This is a genomic window from Pseudomonas sp. PDM18, assembly GCF_014852585.1.
GTDB lineage: Bacteria > Pseudomonadota > Gammaproteobacteria > Pseudomonadales > Pseudomonadaceae > Pseudomonas.
Window position 1 is genome coordinate 69,569 of sequence record NZ_JACVBX010000016.1, and the last position, 14,857, is coordinate 84,425.

Below are 14,857 nucleotides of genomic sequence, written 5' to 3' on the forward strand. Positions count from 1 at the left end.
TCACTCCCGATGGTAGTGTCCTGAGAGACGCGCCCATGTTCCACGTGGAACATCGACACCGGCGTTTCCGTTTGCCAGCCGTCTTTCAATAAGTGCGGATCGACGCAGGTGATGAATACCTGGCAACCCAGATCTTCGAGAAGCCGGCACAAAGACAACCGGTGCTTCTCATCCAATTCGGAGGGGAGGTCATCCACCAGGTAGACGCATTGCCCGCGCTTGGCCTGGTTGATCAAGTGCCCCTGGGCGATCCGCAAAGCGCAGACCACCAGTTTCTGTTGGCCACGGGAAAGTATCTCCGCGGCATTGTGCCCCCCCAGACGGATTCTCAGATCCGCCCGTTGCGGTCCCGCCTGGGTGTGCCCCATCTGCTGATCGCGAAGCAGACTGGAAGACAGCACCTCGCTCAACTCGCGCTCCTTATCCCATCCCCGGTAGTAGCTGAGCGTCAGATCATCAATCTGGATCAACTCGGCCAGAGTCCGCTCAAACTGCGGCTTGAGCGCCTGAATATAGGACCGCCGATACCCGTCGATTTCATCGCTGGCGACGCATAATTCGCGATCCCACGCGGCTTGCGAAGCACCGTCCAGTTTACCATGTCGGAGCCACGAGTTCCGCTGCTGCAGGGCCTTCTGGAGTCTTTGCCAGGCGATCATGAAGCGTTGTTCCACGTGGAACACTCCCCAGTCGAGGAACTGCCGGCGAATCTTCGGCGCGCCTTCCAGCAGCCGGAAACTATCCGGGTTGATCAACTGCAGCGGCAGAGTCTCGGCAAGCTGTGCCGCGCTCCGTGCATTCTGCCCATCGATGCGAATCTGGAACTCGCCCTGACGATCTCGTGAAACCCCCAGGCTGCTATCGAAGCCATTGCCCAGACGTACCTGTCCGAACACCGTGCAAGCCGGTTCTTCGTACTGGATGACAGGTTGCAGGCGCATGCTGCGGAAGGAGCGGGCGAGACCGAGCAGGTAGATGGCTTCCAGCACACTGGTCTTGCCGCTGCCGTTTTCGCCGTAGAGGATGTTGATGCGGGGGGAGGGAGAGAGGGTCACCGGGTGCAGGTTGCGCACCGCGGTGACCGAAAGGCGGGTAAGGGACATCGATACGCGTCAGAGGCGCATCGGCATGACGACGTAGGCGGAATCGTCGTTGTCCGCTTCCTGAACCAGCGCACTGCTGTTGGAGTCGGAGAGGATCATGCGCACCTGCTCGGTACCCATGACACCGAGGACGTCCAGCAGGTAGCTAACGTTGAAGCCAATTTCCAGGCTGCCGCCGTTGTAGTCGACCTGCACTTCTTCTTCCGCTTCTTCCTGCTCCGGGTTGTTCGCCTGAATTTTCAGCAGGCCGTTGGAAAGCTGCAGACGAATGCCGCGGTACTTCTCGTTGGACAGGATCGCGGTGCGGCTGAACGCTTCGCGCAGCACCTGGCGGTCACCGATGACCAGCTTGTCGCCACCCTTGGGCAGTACGCGCTCGTAATCCGGGAACTTGCCATCCACCAGCTTGGAGGTGAAAGTGAACTCGCCTGTGGTCGCACGAATGTGGTGCTGGCCGAGCACGATGGACACTTCGCCGTCCTGCTCGGTGAGCAGGCGGGCCAGTTCCAGGATGCCTTTACGCGGCACGATTACCTGGTGGCGATCCTGGGCTTCCGGCACGCCGTTGCTCAGCGAGCACATGGCGAGGCGGTGGCCGTCGGTGGCCACAGCGCGCAGGGTGCCGCCGCCCACTTCCAGCAGCATGCCATTCAGGTAGTAGCGTACGTCCTGCTGTGCCATGGCGAAGCTGGTGCGATCGATCAGGCGACGCAGCTTGCTCTGCGCCAGGCTGAAGGTCAGCGAACCCGGGCCCTCTTCCACGGTGGGGAAGTCATTGGCCGGCAGGGTGGAGAGGGTGAAGCGGCTGCGACCGGCCTTCACCAGGAGCTTCTGCTCGTCGACGCGGATGTCGATCACGGCATCGCTGGGCAGGCTCTTGCAGATATCCATCAACTTGCGCGCCGGCACGGTGATCTCGCCCGGTTCGGCGGCATCTTCCAAGGCGACGCGGCCAACCAGTTCGACTTCCAGGTCGGTGCCGGTGAGCGACAGTTGCTGGCCTTCGACAACCAACAGGACGTTGGAAAGAACCGGCAGCGTCTGGCGGCGCTCGACAACGCCAGCGACCAGTTGCAGGGGTTTCAACAGAGCTTCGCGTTGAATAGTGAAATGCATGGTCTAGTCCCTTGCCTCGTGAGGCTGCGTCAGGTGGTCAGAGTACGCAGCAGGTTCTTGTAGTCCTCGCGGATATCCGCGTCGGATTCCTTGAGTTGAGCGATCTTACGACAGGCGTGCAGCACCGTGGTGTGATCCCGACCGCCGAAGGCCACGCCGATCTCCGGCAGGCTGTGGTTGGTCAGTTCCTTGGAGAGTGCCATGGCCACCTGACGTGGACGCGCGACCGAGCGCGAACGGCGCTTGGACAGCAGGTCAGCAATCTTGATCTTGTAGTACTCGGCGACGGTGCGCTGGATATTGTCGATGCTGACCAGCTTGTCCTGCAGGGCCAGCAGGTCCTTCAGCGACTCGCGGATCAACTCGATAGTGATCGGCCGGCCCATGAAGTGGGAGTGGGCGATCACGCGCTTGAGCGCACCTTCCAGCTCACGCACGTTGGAGCGGATGCGCTGGGCGATGAAGAATGCGGCGTCGTGCGGCAGCTCGACCTTGGCCTGCTCGGCCTTCTTCATCAGGATCGCCACGCGGGTTTCCAGCTCCGGCGGCTCGACGGCCACCGTCAGGCCCCAGCCAAAGCGGGACTTCAGACGCTCTTCCAGGCCTTCAATCTCCTTCGGGTAGCGGTCGCTGGTCAGGATGACTTGCTGGCCGCCTTCAAGAAGGGCGTTGAAGGTGTGGAAGAACTCTTCCTGGGAACGCTCCTTGCGGGCGAAGAACTGGATATCGTCGATCAGCAGCGCGTCCACTGAACGGTAGAAGCGCTTGAACTCGTTGATGGCATTCAGCTGCAGAGCTTTCACCATATCCGCGACGAAACGTTCCGAATGCAGGTACACGACCTTCGCATTGGGGTTCTTCTTCAGCAGGTGGTTACCCACAGCGTGCATCAGGTGGGTCTTACCCAGGCCGACGCCACCATAAAGGAAGAGCGGGTTGTAGCCGTGCTTGAGGTTGTCCGCGACCTGCCAGGCGGCCGCGCGGGCCAGCTGGTTGGATTTACCTTCGACGAAGTTCTCGAAGGTAAAGGTGCGGTTTAGGTAGCTGGTGTGCTTGAGAGCACCTTCTACCTGCACGTTGCGCTCGGTACGCACAGCCGCGACCGGCATTGCAGCGGCCATCGGATCGATGCCCGGGCTGGACTCGTCGAGATCGACGATGGTCTGCACCGGCGCAGCCGAAATAGGCTGCGGCTCGGGCATGGAGAGAGCCACCGGTGCAGGTGCAACCACTGGCGCAGGCGCGGCAGCAACGGGAGCCGGCTGAACATTTACCTGCGGCGTCGGAACCAGGGCTGGACGCGGAGTACGGCTACGGCGGCTACCAATCAGCAGCGAAATCGCCGGAATCTGACTATTGCCACGCTCGCTCAGCAATTCGAGCAAGCGCCCCATGTACTTCTCGTTGACCCAGTCGAGTACGAAGCGGTTGGGTGCGTAGACGCGCAGCTCCTCACCCTCGGCCTCGACCTGCAAAGGTCGGATCCAGGTGTTGAATTGCTGGGACGGCAGCTCGTCGCGCAGAAGCTCCACGCACTGCTGCCAAAGTTCCACGGACACGGATATCCCCCAAAAGAAGTCGCAAAGCGAAACAGGCGGCCATTGTATCCCCGCCCGACCAACTTATCCACAGTTAAGCGCGCGGGGATGCAAGTAAAATCAACGTGTTAATGATTTTACCGGCGGTCGGCTAATAACGCCGTGAACCTTGTGGATAACAGCTTGATGGGGCAGGGGAAGACTCTGGTGATCGTTCTGTGGAAAAAACCTCTGTGGAAAAATCCGCGTTCCATACCCAGCTTTCCAACCGGCTCCACACAAGTGGCCCACGACTTCCCGACAGGGTTATCATTTCCGCTAGGCTGCTTATTCAATGGCCTCTGTGGACTTATGCACAGGCATAGGCCTGTATAAACATAATCATCGCTTCAATCTTTAAAAAAGAGATTTCCCTTCTTTCTATAGATTTTGTATCCGGGTCTGGTTGGAAATTGACCTGACCGCGCGATTTCACTAGAATCGCCGGTCTCTTTAAACGGGGTCACTGCGACCTCATGTCGTCAAACCCAGGTACCGAATCATGAAACGTACTTTCCAACCCAGCACCCTCAAGCGCGCTCGCGTGCACGGCTTCCGCGCTCGCATGGCCACCAAGAACGGTCGTCAGGTTCTGTCGCGTCGTCGCGCCAAGGGCCGTAAGCGTCTGACCGTCTGATTTGTCTGACACAGGTGGTGAGTCGAGATTTCAGCCGGGAAAAACGTCTTCTGACAGCCCGGCAATTCACAGCGGTCTTCGACTCCCCCACCTCCAAGGTTCCCGGCAAGCACATCCTGCTGCTGGCGCGCGAAAACGGTCTCGATCACCCCCGCCTGGGCCTGGTGATCGGCAAGAAGAACGTCAAGCTCGCCGTCGAGCGCAACCGCCTCAAACGCCTTCTCCGTGAATCCTTCCGCCATCACCAGCAAAAGCTGGCCGGCCTGGATATCGTGGTGATCGCGCGCAAAGGCCTCGGCGATCTGGAGAATGAAGAGCTGCACCAGCAGTTCGGCAAGCTCTGGAAGCGCCTGTTGCGCAACCGGCCCAGCCCGGAACCTTCGACAGATTCTCCGGGAGTGGCCGACAGTTCCCATGCGTAGACTGGCGCTGTTACTGATCCAGTTTTACCGCTACGCCATCAGTCCCATGATGGGCAGGCACTGTCGTTTCTACCCCAGCTGTTCCTGCTACGCGCAAGAAGCCATTGAAACTCATGGTTTCCTGCGTGGTGGCTGGCTGGCCGCTCGTCGCCTAGGCCGCTGCCACCCCTGGCATCCCGGTGGCTACGATCCGGTACCGCCAGATCCTTCCAAGCCCGCCCCTTCCTCGACGGCCGAGTAACCATGGACATCAAACGTTCAATCCTATTCGTCGCCCTGGCAATCGTGTCCTACGCGCTGGTTCTCCAGTGGAACAAGGACTACGGCCAGCCCGAACTGCCGGCGCAGACCGCGACCTTCAATCAGACTGAAGGCCTGCCGGACACTTCCGTGCCTGCCGGCAATGCGGCCAATGCCGACGTACCCACCACGCAGAACGCCCAGGCCAGCCTGCCCAATGAGCAGAAGCCGGCTGCAACCAGCGAACAGCTGATCCGCGTGAAGACCGATGTCCTGGACCTGACCATCGACCCGCGCGGCGGCGACGTGATCAAGCTCGGCCTGACCCAGTACCCGCTGCGCCAGGATCGCCCGGACGTACCGTTCCCGCTCTTCGAGCGTGACAACCAGCGCACCTACCTGGCCCAGAGCGGCCTGACCGGCGCCAACGGCCCGGATGCCGCTGCCAGCGGTCGCCCGCTCTACGCCTCGGCCAAACCCGTCTACGAACTGGCCGAAGGCCAGGACCAGATGGTGGTCGACCTGACTTATGCACAGGATGGCGTCAGCTACATCAAGCGCTTCACCTTCCACCGCGGCCTGAAAAACGACTGCACCGAGAAGGAAAAGGCACAGAAGAAGCTCGAGTGCATCAACCCCAATGCCTATCAGGTTGGCGTGAGCTACCTGATCGACAACCAGAGCGACAAACCGTGGAACGCTTCGCTGTTCGCCCAGCTCAAGCGTGACGCCAGCGTCGATCCGTCCTCCACCACCGCTACCGGCGTATCGACCTACCTCGGCGCTGCGGTCTGGACCCCTGAAAAGCCCTACGTGAAAGTGTCCATGAAGGACATGGACAAAGAGCAGTTCAAGGAAACCGTCCAGGGTGGCTGGGTAGCTTGGCTGCAGCACTACTTCGTCACCGCCTGGGTTCCCGCCAAGGGCGAAACCCACAGCGTGATGACCCGCAAGGACGCCCAAGGCAACTACATCGTCGGCTACACCGGTCCCAACCTGACCGTTGCGCCGGGTGCCAAGGGCGAAACCAGCATGACCCTGTATGCCGGCCCGAAACTGCAGGCGTACCTGAAGGAACTGTCCCCGGGTCTGGAACTGACCGTCGACTACGGCCCGCTGTGGTTCATTGCCCAGCCGATCTTCTGGCTGCTGCAACATATCCACAACCTGGTGGGTAACTGGGGCTGGTCGATCATCTTCCTGACCATCGTCATCAAACTGGCATTCTTCCCGCTGTCCGCCGCCAGCTACCGCTCCATGGCCCGCATGCGCGCCGTGTCGCCGAAACTGGCAGCCCTGAAGGAACAGCATGGTGATGATCGCCAGAAGATGTCCCAGGCGATGATGGAGCTGTACAAGAAGGAGAAGATCAATCCCCTGGGTGGCTGCCTGCCGATCCTGGTGCAGATGCCGGTCTTCCTCTCGTTGTACTGGGTACTGCTGGAAAGTGTCGAGATGCGCCAAGCCCCTTGGCTGGGCTGGATTGTCGACCTGTCGGTGAAGGATCCGTTCTTCATCCTGCCGATCATCATGGGCGCCACCATGCTGGTTCAGCAGATGCTCAACCCGACTCCGCCGGACCCCATGCAGGCCAAGGTGATGAAGCTGATGCCGATCATCTTCACCTTCTTCTTCCTGTGGTTCCCGGCCGGTCTGGTCCTGTACTGGGTTGTGAATAACTGCCTGTCCATCGCACAGCAGTGGTACATTACCCGTCGGATCGAAGCGGCGGCGAAGAAGGCTTCTGCCTGATATCTCAGCCCGATACCGATCGACAAGACGCCCCCTCGTGGGGCGTTTTGCTATGTGGATAACATTGCCTTGCCGCGAGCCACGGCAACCACCGCGAGACCGTCGACATGAATGCAGCCCGTGAAACTATCGCCGCAGTCGCCACCGCCCAGGGCCGTGGCGGCGTGGGCATCGTCCGCGTCTCCGGTCCTCGTGCGCGCGCCATGGCCATAACCTTGAGCGGCCGCGAACCCCAACCGCGCTATGCCCACTACGGGCCGTTCCACGCCGATGACGGCGAAGTCATCGATGAAGGCCTCCTACTCTACTTCTCCGGCCCGAACTCCTTCACCGGCGAAGATGTGCTTGAGCTGCAGGGCCATGGCGGCCCCGTGGTGATGGACATGCTGTTGCAGCGCTGCCTCGAACTGGGCGCACGCCAGGCCCGCCCAGGCGAGTTCAGCGAGCGCGCATTCCTAAACGACAAAATGGACCTGGCCCAGGCTGAAGCCATTGCCGACCTTATCGAGGCCAGCTCAGCCCAGGCCGCTCGAAACGCAGTCCGCTCGCTTCAGGGCGAGTTCTCGCGTCGTGTACATGGCCTGACTGACCAGTTGATCAGGCTGCGCATGTACGTCGAGGCTGCCATCGACTTCCCGGAAGAAGAAATCGACTTCCTCGCCGATGGCCATGTCCTTTCACAGCTCGACGCGGTGCGCGCAGAACTCGCTTCCGTACTGCGCGAAGCCGGCCAGGGTGCACTGCTGCGCGACGGTATGACCGTGGTGATCGCCGGGCGCCCCAACGCCGGCAAATCCAGCCTGCTGAATGCCCTGGCGGGGCGTGAAGCGGCCATCGTCACCGATATCGCCGGCACCACCCGCGACGTGCTGCGCGAACATATCCACATCGACGGCATGCCGCTGCACATCATCGACACCGCCGGACTGCGCAGCACCGATGACCATGTGGAAAAGATTGGCGTCGAACGCGCGCTGAAGGCCATCAACGAGGCGGATCGAGTCCTGTTGGTGGTGGACTCGACCGCCGCGGAAGCCAGCGATCCCTTCGCGCTGTGGCCGGAATTCCTCGACAGCCGCCCGGACCCGGCGCATGTGACCCTGATTCGCAACAAAGCGGATTTATCCACAGAGAACATCGGGCTCGAAGAAAGTGCCGACGGCCACGTCACCGTCACCCTGTCCGCACGTTCCGGCAATGGTCTGGACCTGCTGCGCGAGCACCTCAAGGCCTGCATGGGCTTCGAGCAGACAGCCGAGAGCAGCTTCAGCGCCCGCCGTCGCCATTTGGAGGCCCTGCGATTGGCCGGAGACAGCCTCGAGCACGGCCGCGCACAGCTCACCCTGAGCGGTGCAGGCGAGCTGCTGGCCGAAGACCTGCGTCAGGCCCAGCAGGCCCTGGGCGAGATCACCGGTGCCTTCACGCCGGATGACCTGCTGGGACGCATCTTCTCCAGCTTCTGCATCGGCAAGTAAGGTAGTAACGTAAGAAGCAGCTTACACGCGAGACATCGCCGAACAACGATTGCAAAAGAGAATCTAAGTGCCGCCTACAGATCCCACGAGGGAATGCCATGCGCCACACATCCTCCACTCTTTTCCACATCACCCATTGGAAAGCCGGCTCCCAATGGATTTTGAAGATCCTTGAAGCGATAGCTCCTGAGCGAATAATTCGACCTCGAGTCGGTGAAGGCCAACTGCTTCTGGACCCTATCGTTGACGGCGCCATTTACCCGACGGCATATCTAACGCGGGAACAATACGACTCCATCGATCGCCCCGCGGGCTCCAGGCACTTCGTGGTCCTTCGGGATTTGCGCGACACGCTGATATCAGGCTATTTCAGCGCGCGCTACAGCCATGCGTTGAGTTCCACAGGGCTGGCCGATCTTCGGCACCAGCTCGAGCAATTGAGCCTCGATGATGGCCTGCTCTATTTGGCAGAGACATGGCTCAGAGGCCCCGCGCTCATACAAGCGTCCTGGCTTCAAGAACCCACAGGCATCTTCAGATACGAAGATATCCTCACCCACGATCTGGACCTGATGCACGAGGCCCTCAATACGGTTGGAGGCCTCGACATATCCACAGATCGACTCAAGGTCGCAGTTGAAGCGAACCGCTTCGATGTGCTGACGGGAGGGCGCCAGGCGGGTCTGGAAAATACCATGGCCCACGAAAGGAAAGGGATAGCCGGAGATTGGCAAAATCACTTCAGTGAGAAGGTGAAACAGCGAGTGGAGGAGTTGTATGGCCCTTTGCTTCGTCGCTATGAACGGAGTACGCAATTATCCGCTAACACCTACAGTCTCCCTCAAAAGCCAAGTGCTGACGAAGTCCTGGCCAGCTACTCCCAGACCATCGCCGTACACCCTTCACTGCCCAGCTACGCCCACTGGCTTGCTTGGGAGCTTGCGGCCTTCAAACAGATATCCCTGAAGGGAAACGTGCTGGACCTAGGCTGCAGCGATCCGAAGTTCCTCAACCTAGTTCTACCTTACGGCAGCACTGCAGACGGAATGTGTACCAACCCGCACCAGGCTGAACAGGCTCGACTCTACGGTCGTTACAACAACGTTCACGCCGATGGATTTTCCTCTCTGCGACAAAAGGGAGAGTTCGACCATGTGTTCTCTCGAGGATCCCTGGTGCATTTCCCGGGACTGGAGAACAACCTGCAAGCTGTTCTGGGCGAGCTAAAGCCAGGCGGCACTTTCGCCTGCAGTGTGGTTACCAACCGTTATGAGGAATGGGAGACCCTCCCGTATTTGCTGGAGATATCCGGCTATGCAGATATCGGCGAGCAAGCGCGTCAGAAGCATATGAATTTCCACGGAATTCAGTACGCGCTCCCCATAGAGCAATGGCAGAACTGCTTCATGGAAGCGGGATTCGAGGTGATAGCCACCTACCCCGTAGTACCACGGGTAAATGCTCAAGCCAATCTCATCTTCGATGCCTTGTGGCACGCGATATCCAAAGAGGGACGGCCTCTAGGCGAGTTCATGGCTGCATACGTTTCTGCCAGACCCCGATTCCTGCAGTTATTGTCGAGTTCGATCGACGCCCTGATGGAGTTGGAAAGCAACTGGGAAGACACAGCGGGAGCCGTCTTCGAGCTGCGGAAACCTCAATAGCAGCGTTACCATCCGGATACAACACGTCAGGGATACTTATCCACAGCCTGGTACCATCCACCCCCAAAAACGTTCTCCCTGCCCTCCGCAAACGTTTCTGAGTTTACTCGCAGCGATGGTGACAGGCTGCAACCCCCCAAATTTCATATAGATTCTGGCTCGCGGCAGGTAATTCACACCCCTCCCGAAGACCTGTGGACAACCAACGTATAGATAAGTGAACAGGCTCTGCAGCAACCAGTGGATAAATCCACCTGTTGATAACACTTCACTTAATCCACAAGCTAGCCACCGACGATCCCCTGCAACCGTACAGCATCGGCACAGGGTTGTTAGGCGCTGAAAGCAAGGCTGTGTCTGGCCTGTAATAGGTTATCCACAGAAAACGGCTTCACTATACATAAACACAAGCTCTAAAAAGATTTAAAAAGATTCCTCTCTTTTATTTTCTACTAGAGGCCAACGGCACAAGTTGGCTATTTTTTGTTCAGACGCCTTCAATCGAAAGCCCTAAGCCCCTATACTGTCCGGCTCTCTTCTTTCTCCTTGATCAACAGGCACGAGGTGCGTGGTGGATTTCCCTTCCCGTTTTGACGTGATCGTGATCGGCGGCGGCCATGCCGGCACAGAGGCCGCACTAGCGGCCGCACGCATGGGCGTGAAGACGCTGCTGCTCACCCACAATGTGGAAACCCTTGGTCAGATGAGCTGCAACCCCGCCATTGGTGGGATCGGCAAAAGCCATCTGGTAAAGGAAATCGATGCGCTGGGTGGAGCCATGGCTCTGGCCACCGATAAAGGCGGCATCCAGTTCCGCGTGCTGAACAGCCGTAAAGGCCCAGCCGTCCGTGCGACACGAGCCCAGGCTGACCGTGTTCTCTACAAGGCCGCCGTGCGCGAGATCCTGGAGAACCAGCCAAACCTGTGGATATTCCAGCAGGCCTGTGATGACCTAATCGTCGAACAGGACCAGGTGCGCGGCGTAGTGACCCAGATGGGTCTGAAATTCCATGCAGATAACGTCGTCCTCACTGCGGGCACTTTCCTCGGTGGACTTATCCACATTGGCCTGGAGAACTACTCAGGTGGCCGCGCCGGTGATCCGCCCTCGATCGCCCTGGCGCGCCGCCTGCGTGAACTGCCGCTGCGTGTAGGCCGCCTGAAGACCGGCACACCGCCGCGCATCGATGGTCGCAGTGTCGATTTCAGCGTGATGACCGAGCAGCCCGGCGATACGCCGATCCCGGTGATGTCCTTCCTGGGCTCCAAGGAGATGCATCCGCGCCAAGTCAGCTGCTGGATCACCCACACCAACGCGCGGACCCACGAGATCATCGCGTCCAACCTCGACCGCTCGCCCATGTACTCCGGTGTTATCGAAGGGGTCGGCCCGCGCTATTGCCCGTCGATCGAAGACAAGATCCATCGCTTCGCCGACAAGGACAGCCATCAGGTCTTCCTCGAACCCGAAGGCCTGACCACCCACGAGCTGTACCCGAACGGCATCTCCACTTCGCTGCCCTTCGATGTGCAACTGGATATCGTTCGCTCGATCCGCGGCATGGAGAACGCGCACATCGTTCGCCCGGGCTACGCCATCGAGTACGACTACTTCGATCCGCGCGACCTGAAGTACAGCCTGGAGACCAAGGTCATCGGTGGTCTGTTCTTCGCTGGCCAGATCAACGGCACCACCGGCTACGAAGAAGCCGGCGCCCAGGGGCTGCTCGCCGGCGCCAACGCCGCGCTGCGCTCGCAAGGCCGTGAAAGCTGGTGCCCGCGTCGCGACGAGGCCTACATCGGCGTATTGGTCGACGACCTGATTACCCTCGGCACCCAGGAGCCGTACCGCATGTTCACCTCGCGCGCCGAGTACCGGCTGATCCTGCGCGAGGACAACGCGGACCTGCGCCTGACCGAGAAAGGCCGCGAACTGGGCCTGATCGACGACGAGCGCTGGGCCGTCTTTGAAGCCAAGCGCGAAGGCATCGAGCGCGAGGAACAGCGCCTGAAGAGCACCTGGGTTCGCCCCAACACGCCGCAGGGCGACGCCATCGCCGCGCGCTTTGGCACTCCTCTGGCTCACGAGTACAACCTGCTGAACCTGCTCGCCCGGCCGGAAATCGACTACGTCAGCCTGGCCGAAGTGACCGGCGCCGGCGCGGAAGACCCGCAGGTCGCAGAACAGGTCGAGATCCGTACCAAGTACGCCGGCTACATCGATCGCCAGCAGGAAGAGATTGCGCGCCTGAGAGCCAGCGAAGACACCCGCCTGCCTGTGGATATCGACTACGCGTCCATCTCCGGGTTGTCCAAGGAGATCCAGTTGAAGTTGGGCAACGCCCGACCGGAAACCCTCGGTCAGGCCGGGCGCATCCCGGGCGTGACCCCGGCGGCGATCTCCCTGTTGCTGATCCACCTGAAGAAGCGCTCGTCCGGTCGTCAGCTGGAGCAGAGCGCCTGATGTCCCTGGTCACTGCCCGCCACGCCGAAGAACTCGCGCGCGGCATCCAGACGCTCGGCCTGGATATCGACGAAGCCGTCCAGCAGCGCCTGCTGGATTACCTGGCCTTGCTGGCCAAGTGGAACAAGGCCTACAACCTCACCGCCGTGCGCGATGTGGATGAAATGGTCTCCCGCCACCTGCTCGACAGCCTGAGCATCGTCCCGCAGTTCGAAGCTGCTGGCGGCGAGCGCTGGCTGGACGTCGGCAGCGGCGGCGGCATGCCCGGCATCCCGCTGGCCATCCTGTTCCCCGGCAAATCCCTGACCCTGCTGGACAGCAACGGCAAGAAGACCCGCTTCCTCACTCAGGTGAAGCTGGAGCTCAAGCTCGACAACCTGCAGGTTATCCACAGCCGGGTGGAAGCCTTCCAGCCCGAGCAGCCGTTCAACGGCATCGTCTCGCGGGCTTTCAGCAGCCTCGAAGACTTCACCAACTGGACGCGCCACCTGGGTGACACCCAGACCAACTGGCTGGCCATGAAAGGCGTACACCCCAGCGACGAGCTCGCGGCACTCCCGGAAGATTTCCGGGTCGAAGCCGAACGCGCTCTGGCGGTGCCGGGTTGCCAAGGCCAGCGCCATCTGCTGATACTGCGCCGCACTGCATGACGGGGAGTGGGGAAAACCATGGCTAAGGTATTCGCGATCGCCAACCAGAAGGGCGGCGTCGGCAAGACCACGACCTGTATCAACCTCGCGGCATCGCTGGTCGCCACCAAGCGACGCGTGCTGCTGATCGATCTTGATCCACAGGGCAATGCCACCACCGGCAGCGGTGTGGATAAGTTGTCCCTGGACCACTCCATCTACGACGTGCTCACCGGTGAATGCGACCTGGCCAAGGCCATGCAGTTCTCCGAGCACGGCGGCTACCAGTTGCTGCCCGCCAACCGCGACCTCACCGCGGCGGAAGTGGTGCTGCTGGAAATGGACATGAAGGAGCACCGCCTGCGCCACGCGCTGGCGCCGATCCGCGAGAACTACGACTTCATCCTCATCGACTGCCCGCCGTCGCTGTCGATGCTGACGGTCAACGCCCTGTCCGCCTCGGACGGCGTGATCATCCCGATGCAGTGCGAGTACTACGCACTGGAAGGCCTGACTGACCTGATGAACAGCATCCAGCGCATCGCCGAGCGACTGAACCCGGCGCTGAAGATCGAGGGTCTGCTGCGCACCATGTACGACCCGCGCATCAGCCTGACCAACGATGTCAGCGCGCAGTTGCAGGAGCACTTCGGCGACAAGCTCTACACCACCGTGATCCCGCGCAACGTGCGGCTGGCCGAGGCACCCAGCTTCGGCATGCCGGCGCTGGTCTACGACAAGCAATCGCGCGGTGCCCTCGCCTACCTGGCGCTGGCCGGTGAGCTGGTGCGTCGTCAGCGCGCCGCCCGCACCACCGCCCCCGCCTAAGAGATTAAGGAACCCGCATGGCCGCCAAGAAACGAGGTCTCGGACGCGGGCTGGACGCCCTGCTCAGTGGCTCCAGCGCCGCTACGCTGCAGGAAGAAGCCGTTCAGGTGGACAGCAAGGAGCTGCAACACCTGCCGCTGGACCTGATCCAGCGCGGCAAGTACCAGCCCCGCCGCGACATGGACCCGCAGGCCCTCGAAGAACTCGCCCAGTCGATCAGGGTTCAGGGCGTGATGCAGCCCATCGTGGTGCGCCCGATCGACAAGGGTCGCTACGAAATCATCGCCGGCGAGCGCCGCTGGCGCGCCAGCCAGCAGGCCGGCCTGGAGAAGATCCCGGCCATGGTCCGCGAAGTACCGGACGAAGCCGCCATCGCCATGGCGCTGATCGAGAATATCCAGCGCGAGGACCTCAACCCCATCGAGGAAGCTGCCGCACTGCAGCGCCTGCAGCAGGAATTCCAGCTCACCCAGCAACAGGTCGCCGACGCCGTGGGTAAATCCCGCGTAACCGTGGCCAACCTGCTGCGCCTGATCGCGTTGCCTGAAGAGATCAAGACGCTCCTCTCTCATGGCGACCTGGAGATGGGCCACGCCCGTGCCTTGCTCGGATTACCCGAAAACAGGCAGGTTGAGGGTGCGCGACATGTTGTCGCACGCGGCTTCACCGTGCGTCAGACTGAAGCACTGGTGCGCCAGTGGCTCAATGCCCTTGAGGAACCTGCCAAAGCAGTCAGAACCGACCCGGACATCAGTCGTCTGGAACAGCGCCTGGCCGAGCGCCTGGGCGCTCCGGTGCAGATTCGCCATGGACAGAAGGGTAAAGGCCAGTTGGTGATCCGCTACAACTCCCTCGACGAGCTTCAAGGCGTACTCGCCCACATACGTTGATACGAACGTAGCATGTAGGGGTCGTCGGAAATCACTACCTGACGGTTGAACGGGGGGCCT

General features: G+C 60.8%; 12 protein-coding genes and 1 pseudogene. 10 read left to right on the forward strand and 3 right to left on the reverse strand.

Annotated elements, in window-relative coordinates; genetic code table 11:
* The 3 genes and pseudogenes from recF to dnaA all read right to left on the reverse strand — a co-directional run bounded on the left by recF (position 1) and on the right by dnaA (position 3,778).
* Positions 1 to 1,103 (reverse strand): annotated as a pseudogene (gene recF, locus IB274_RS26015) (DNA replication/repair protein RecF).
* Between the two features lie 9 nt (positions 1,104 to 1,112).
* On the reverse strand, positions 1,113 to 2,219 hold the full coding sequence (dnaN, locus tag IB274_RS26020; protein ID WP_192435690.1) for a DNA polymerase III subunit beta: 1,107 nt from the start codon (positions 2,217 to 2,219) through the stop codon (positions 1,113 to 1,115).
* A 29-nt stretch (positions 2,220 to 2,248) separates the two neighbouring features.
* Positions 2,249 to 3,778 carry a chromosomal replication initiator protein DnaA gene (dnaA, locus tag IB274_RS26025; RefSeq protein ID WP_192435691.1) on the reverse strand — a complete coding sequence of 510 codons (1,530 nt, stop codon included), beginning with the start codon at positions 3,776 to 3,778 and terminating at the stop codon, positions 2,249 to 2,251.
* A 520-nt stretch (positions 3,779 to 4,298) separates the two neighbouring features.
* On the opposite strand from dnaA, the gene rpmH reads away from it, so the two are divergent.
* The 10 genes from rpmH (at position 4,299) to IB274_RS26075 (ending at position 14,797) form a co-directional block, all read left to right on the forward strand.
* Positions 4,299 to 4,433, forward strand: coding sequence for a 50S ribosomal protein L34 (gene rpmH, locus IB274_RS26030; RefSeq protein WP_003100258.1), 135 nt, complete (start codon positions 4,299 to 4,301; stop codon positions 4,431 to 4,433).
* Between the two features lie 14 nt (positions 4,434 to 4,447).
* On the forward strand, positions 4,448 to 4,855 hold the full coding sequence (gene rnpA, locus IB274_RS26035; RefSeq protein WP_192435692.1) for a ribonuclease P protein component: 408 nt from the start codon (positions 4,448 to 4,450) through the stop codon (positions 4,853 to 4,855).
* Positions 4,848 to 5,096, forward strand: coding sequence for a membrane protein insertion efficiency factor YidD (gene yidD, locus IB274_RS26040; protein WP_015479779.1), 249 nt, complete (start codon positions 4,848 to 4,850; stop codon positions 5,094 to 5,096). The genes rnpA and yidD overlap by 8 nt, the downstream gene beginning before the upstream one ends.
* Positions 5,097 to 5,098: 2 nt before the next feature.
* Positions 5,099 to 6,847: a membrane protein insertase YidC gene (yidC, locus tag IB274_RS26045; RefSeq protein WP_192435693.1), complete on the forward strand. Its 1,749-nt coding sequence runs from the start codon at positions 5,099 to 5,101 to the stop codon at positions 6,845 to 6,847.
* Between the two features lie 107 nt (positions 6,848 to 6,954).
* The gene (mnmE, locus tag IB274_RS26050; protein WP_192435694.1) at positions 6,955 to 8,322 is read left to right on the forward strand and encodes a tRNA uridine-5-carboxymethylaminomethyl(34) synthesis GTPase MnmE; all 1,368 of its coding nucleotides are present in this window, start codon (positions 6,955 to 6,957) and stop codon (positions 8,320 to 8,322) included.
* A gap of 98 nt (positions 8,323 to 8,420) precedes the next feature.
* A complete protein-coding gene (locus IB274_RS26055) occupies positions 8,421 to 9,986 on the forward strand; it encodes a methyltransferase domain-containing protein (RefSeq protein ID WP_192435695.1) in 1,566 nt (521 codons plus the stop codon).
* Positions 9,987 to 10,557: 571 nt separating this feature from the next.
* A complete protein-coding gene (gene mnmG / locus IB274_RS26060; RefSeq protein WP_192435696.1) occupies positions 10,558 to 12,450 on the forward strand; it encodes a tRNA uridine-5-carboxymethylaminomethyl(34) synthesis enzyme MnmG in 1,893 nt (630 codons plus the stop codon).
* Entirely contained in the window at positions 12,450 to 13,100 is a 651-nt protein-coding gene (rsmG, locus tag IB274_RS26065) for a 16S rRNA (guanine(527)-N(7))-methyltransferase RsmG (RefSeq protein WP_192435697.1), read from the forward strand. The genes mnmG and rsmG overlap by 1 nt, the downstream gene beginning before the upstream one ends.
* Positions 13,101 to 13,118: 18 nt before the next feature.
* A complete protein-coding gene (locus IB274_RS26070; RefSeq protein WP_192435698.1) occupies positions 13,119 to 13,907 on the forward strand; it encodes a ParA family protein in 789 nt (262 codons plus the stop codon).
* Between the two features lie 17 nt (positions 13,908 to 13,924).
* Complete coding sequence (locus tag IB274_RS26075; RefSeq protein WP_192435699.1) at positions 13,925 to 14,797, forward strand: ParB/RepB/Spo0J family partition protein; 873 nt, start codon at positions 13,925 to 13,927, stop codon at positions 14,795 to 14,797.
* The last annotated feature ends 60 nt before the right edge of the window (positions 14,798 to 14,857 follow it).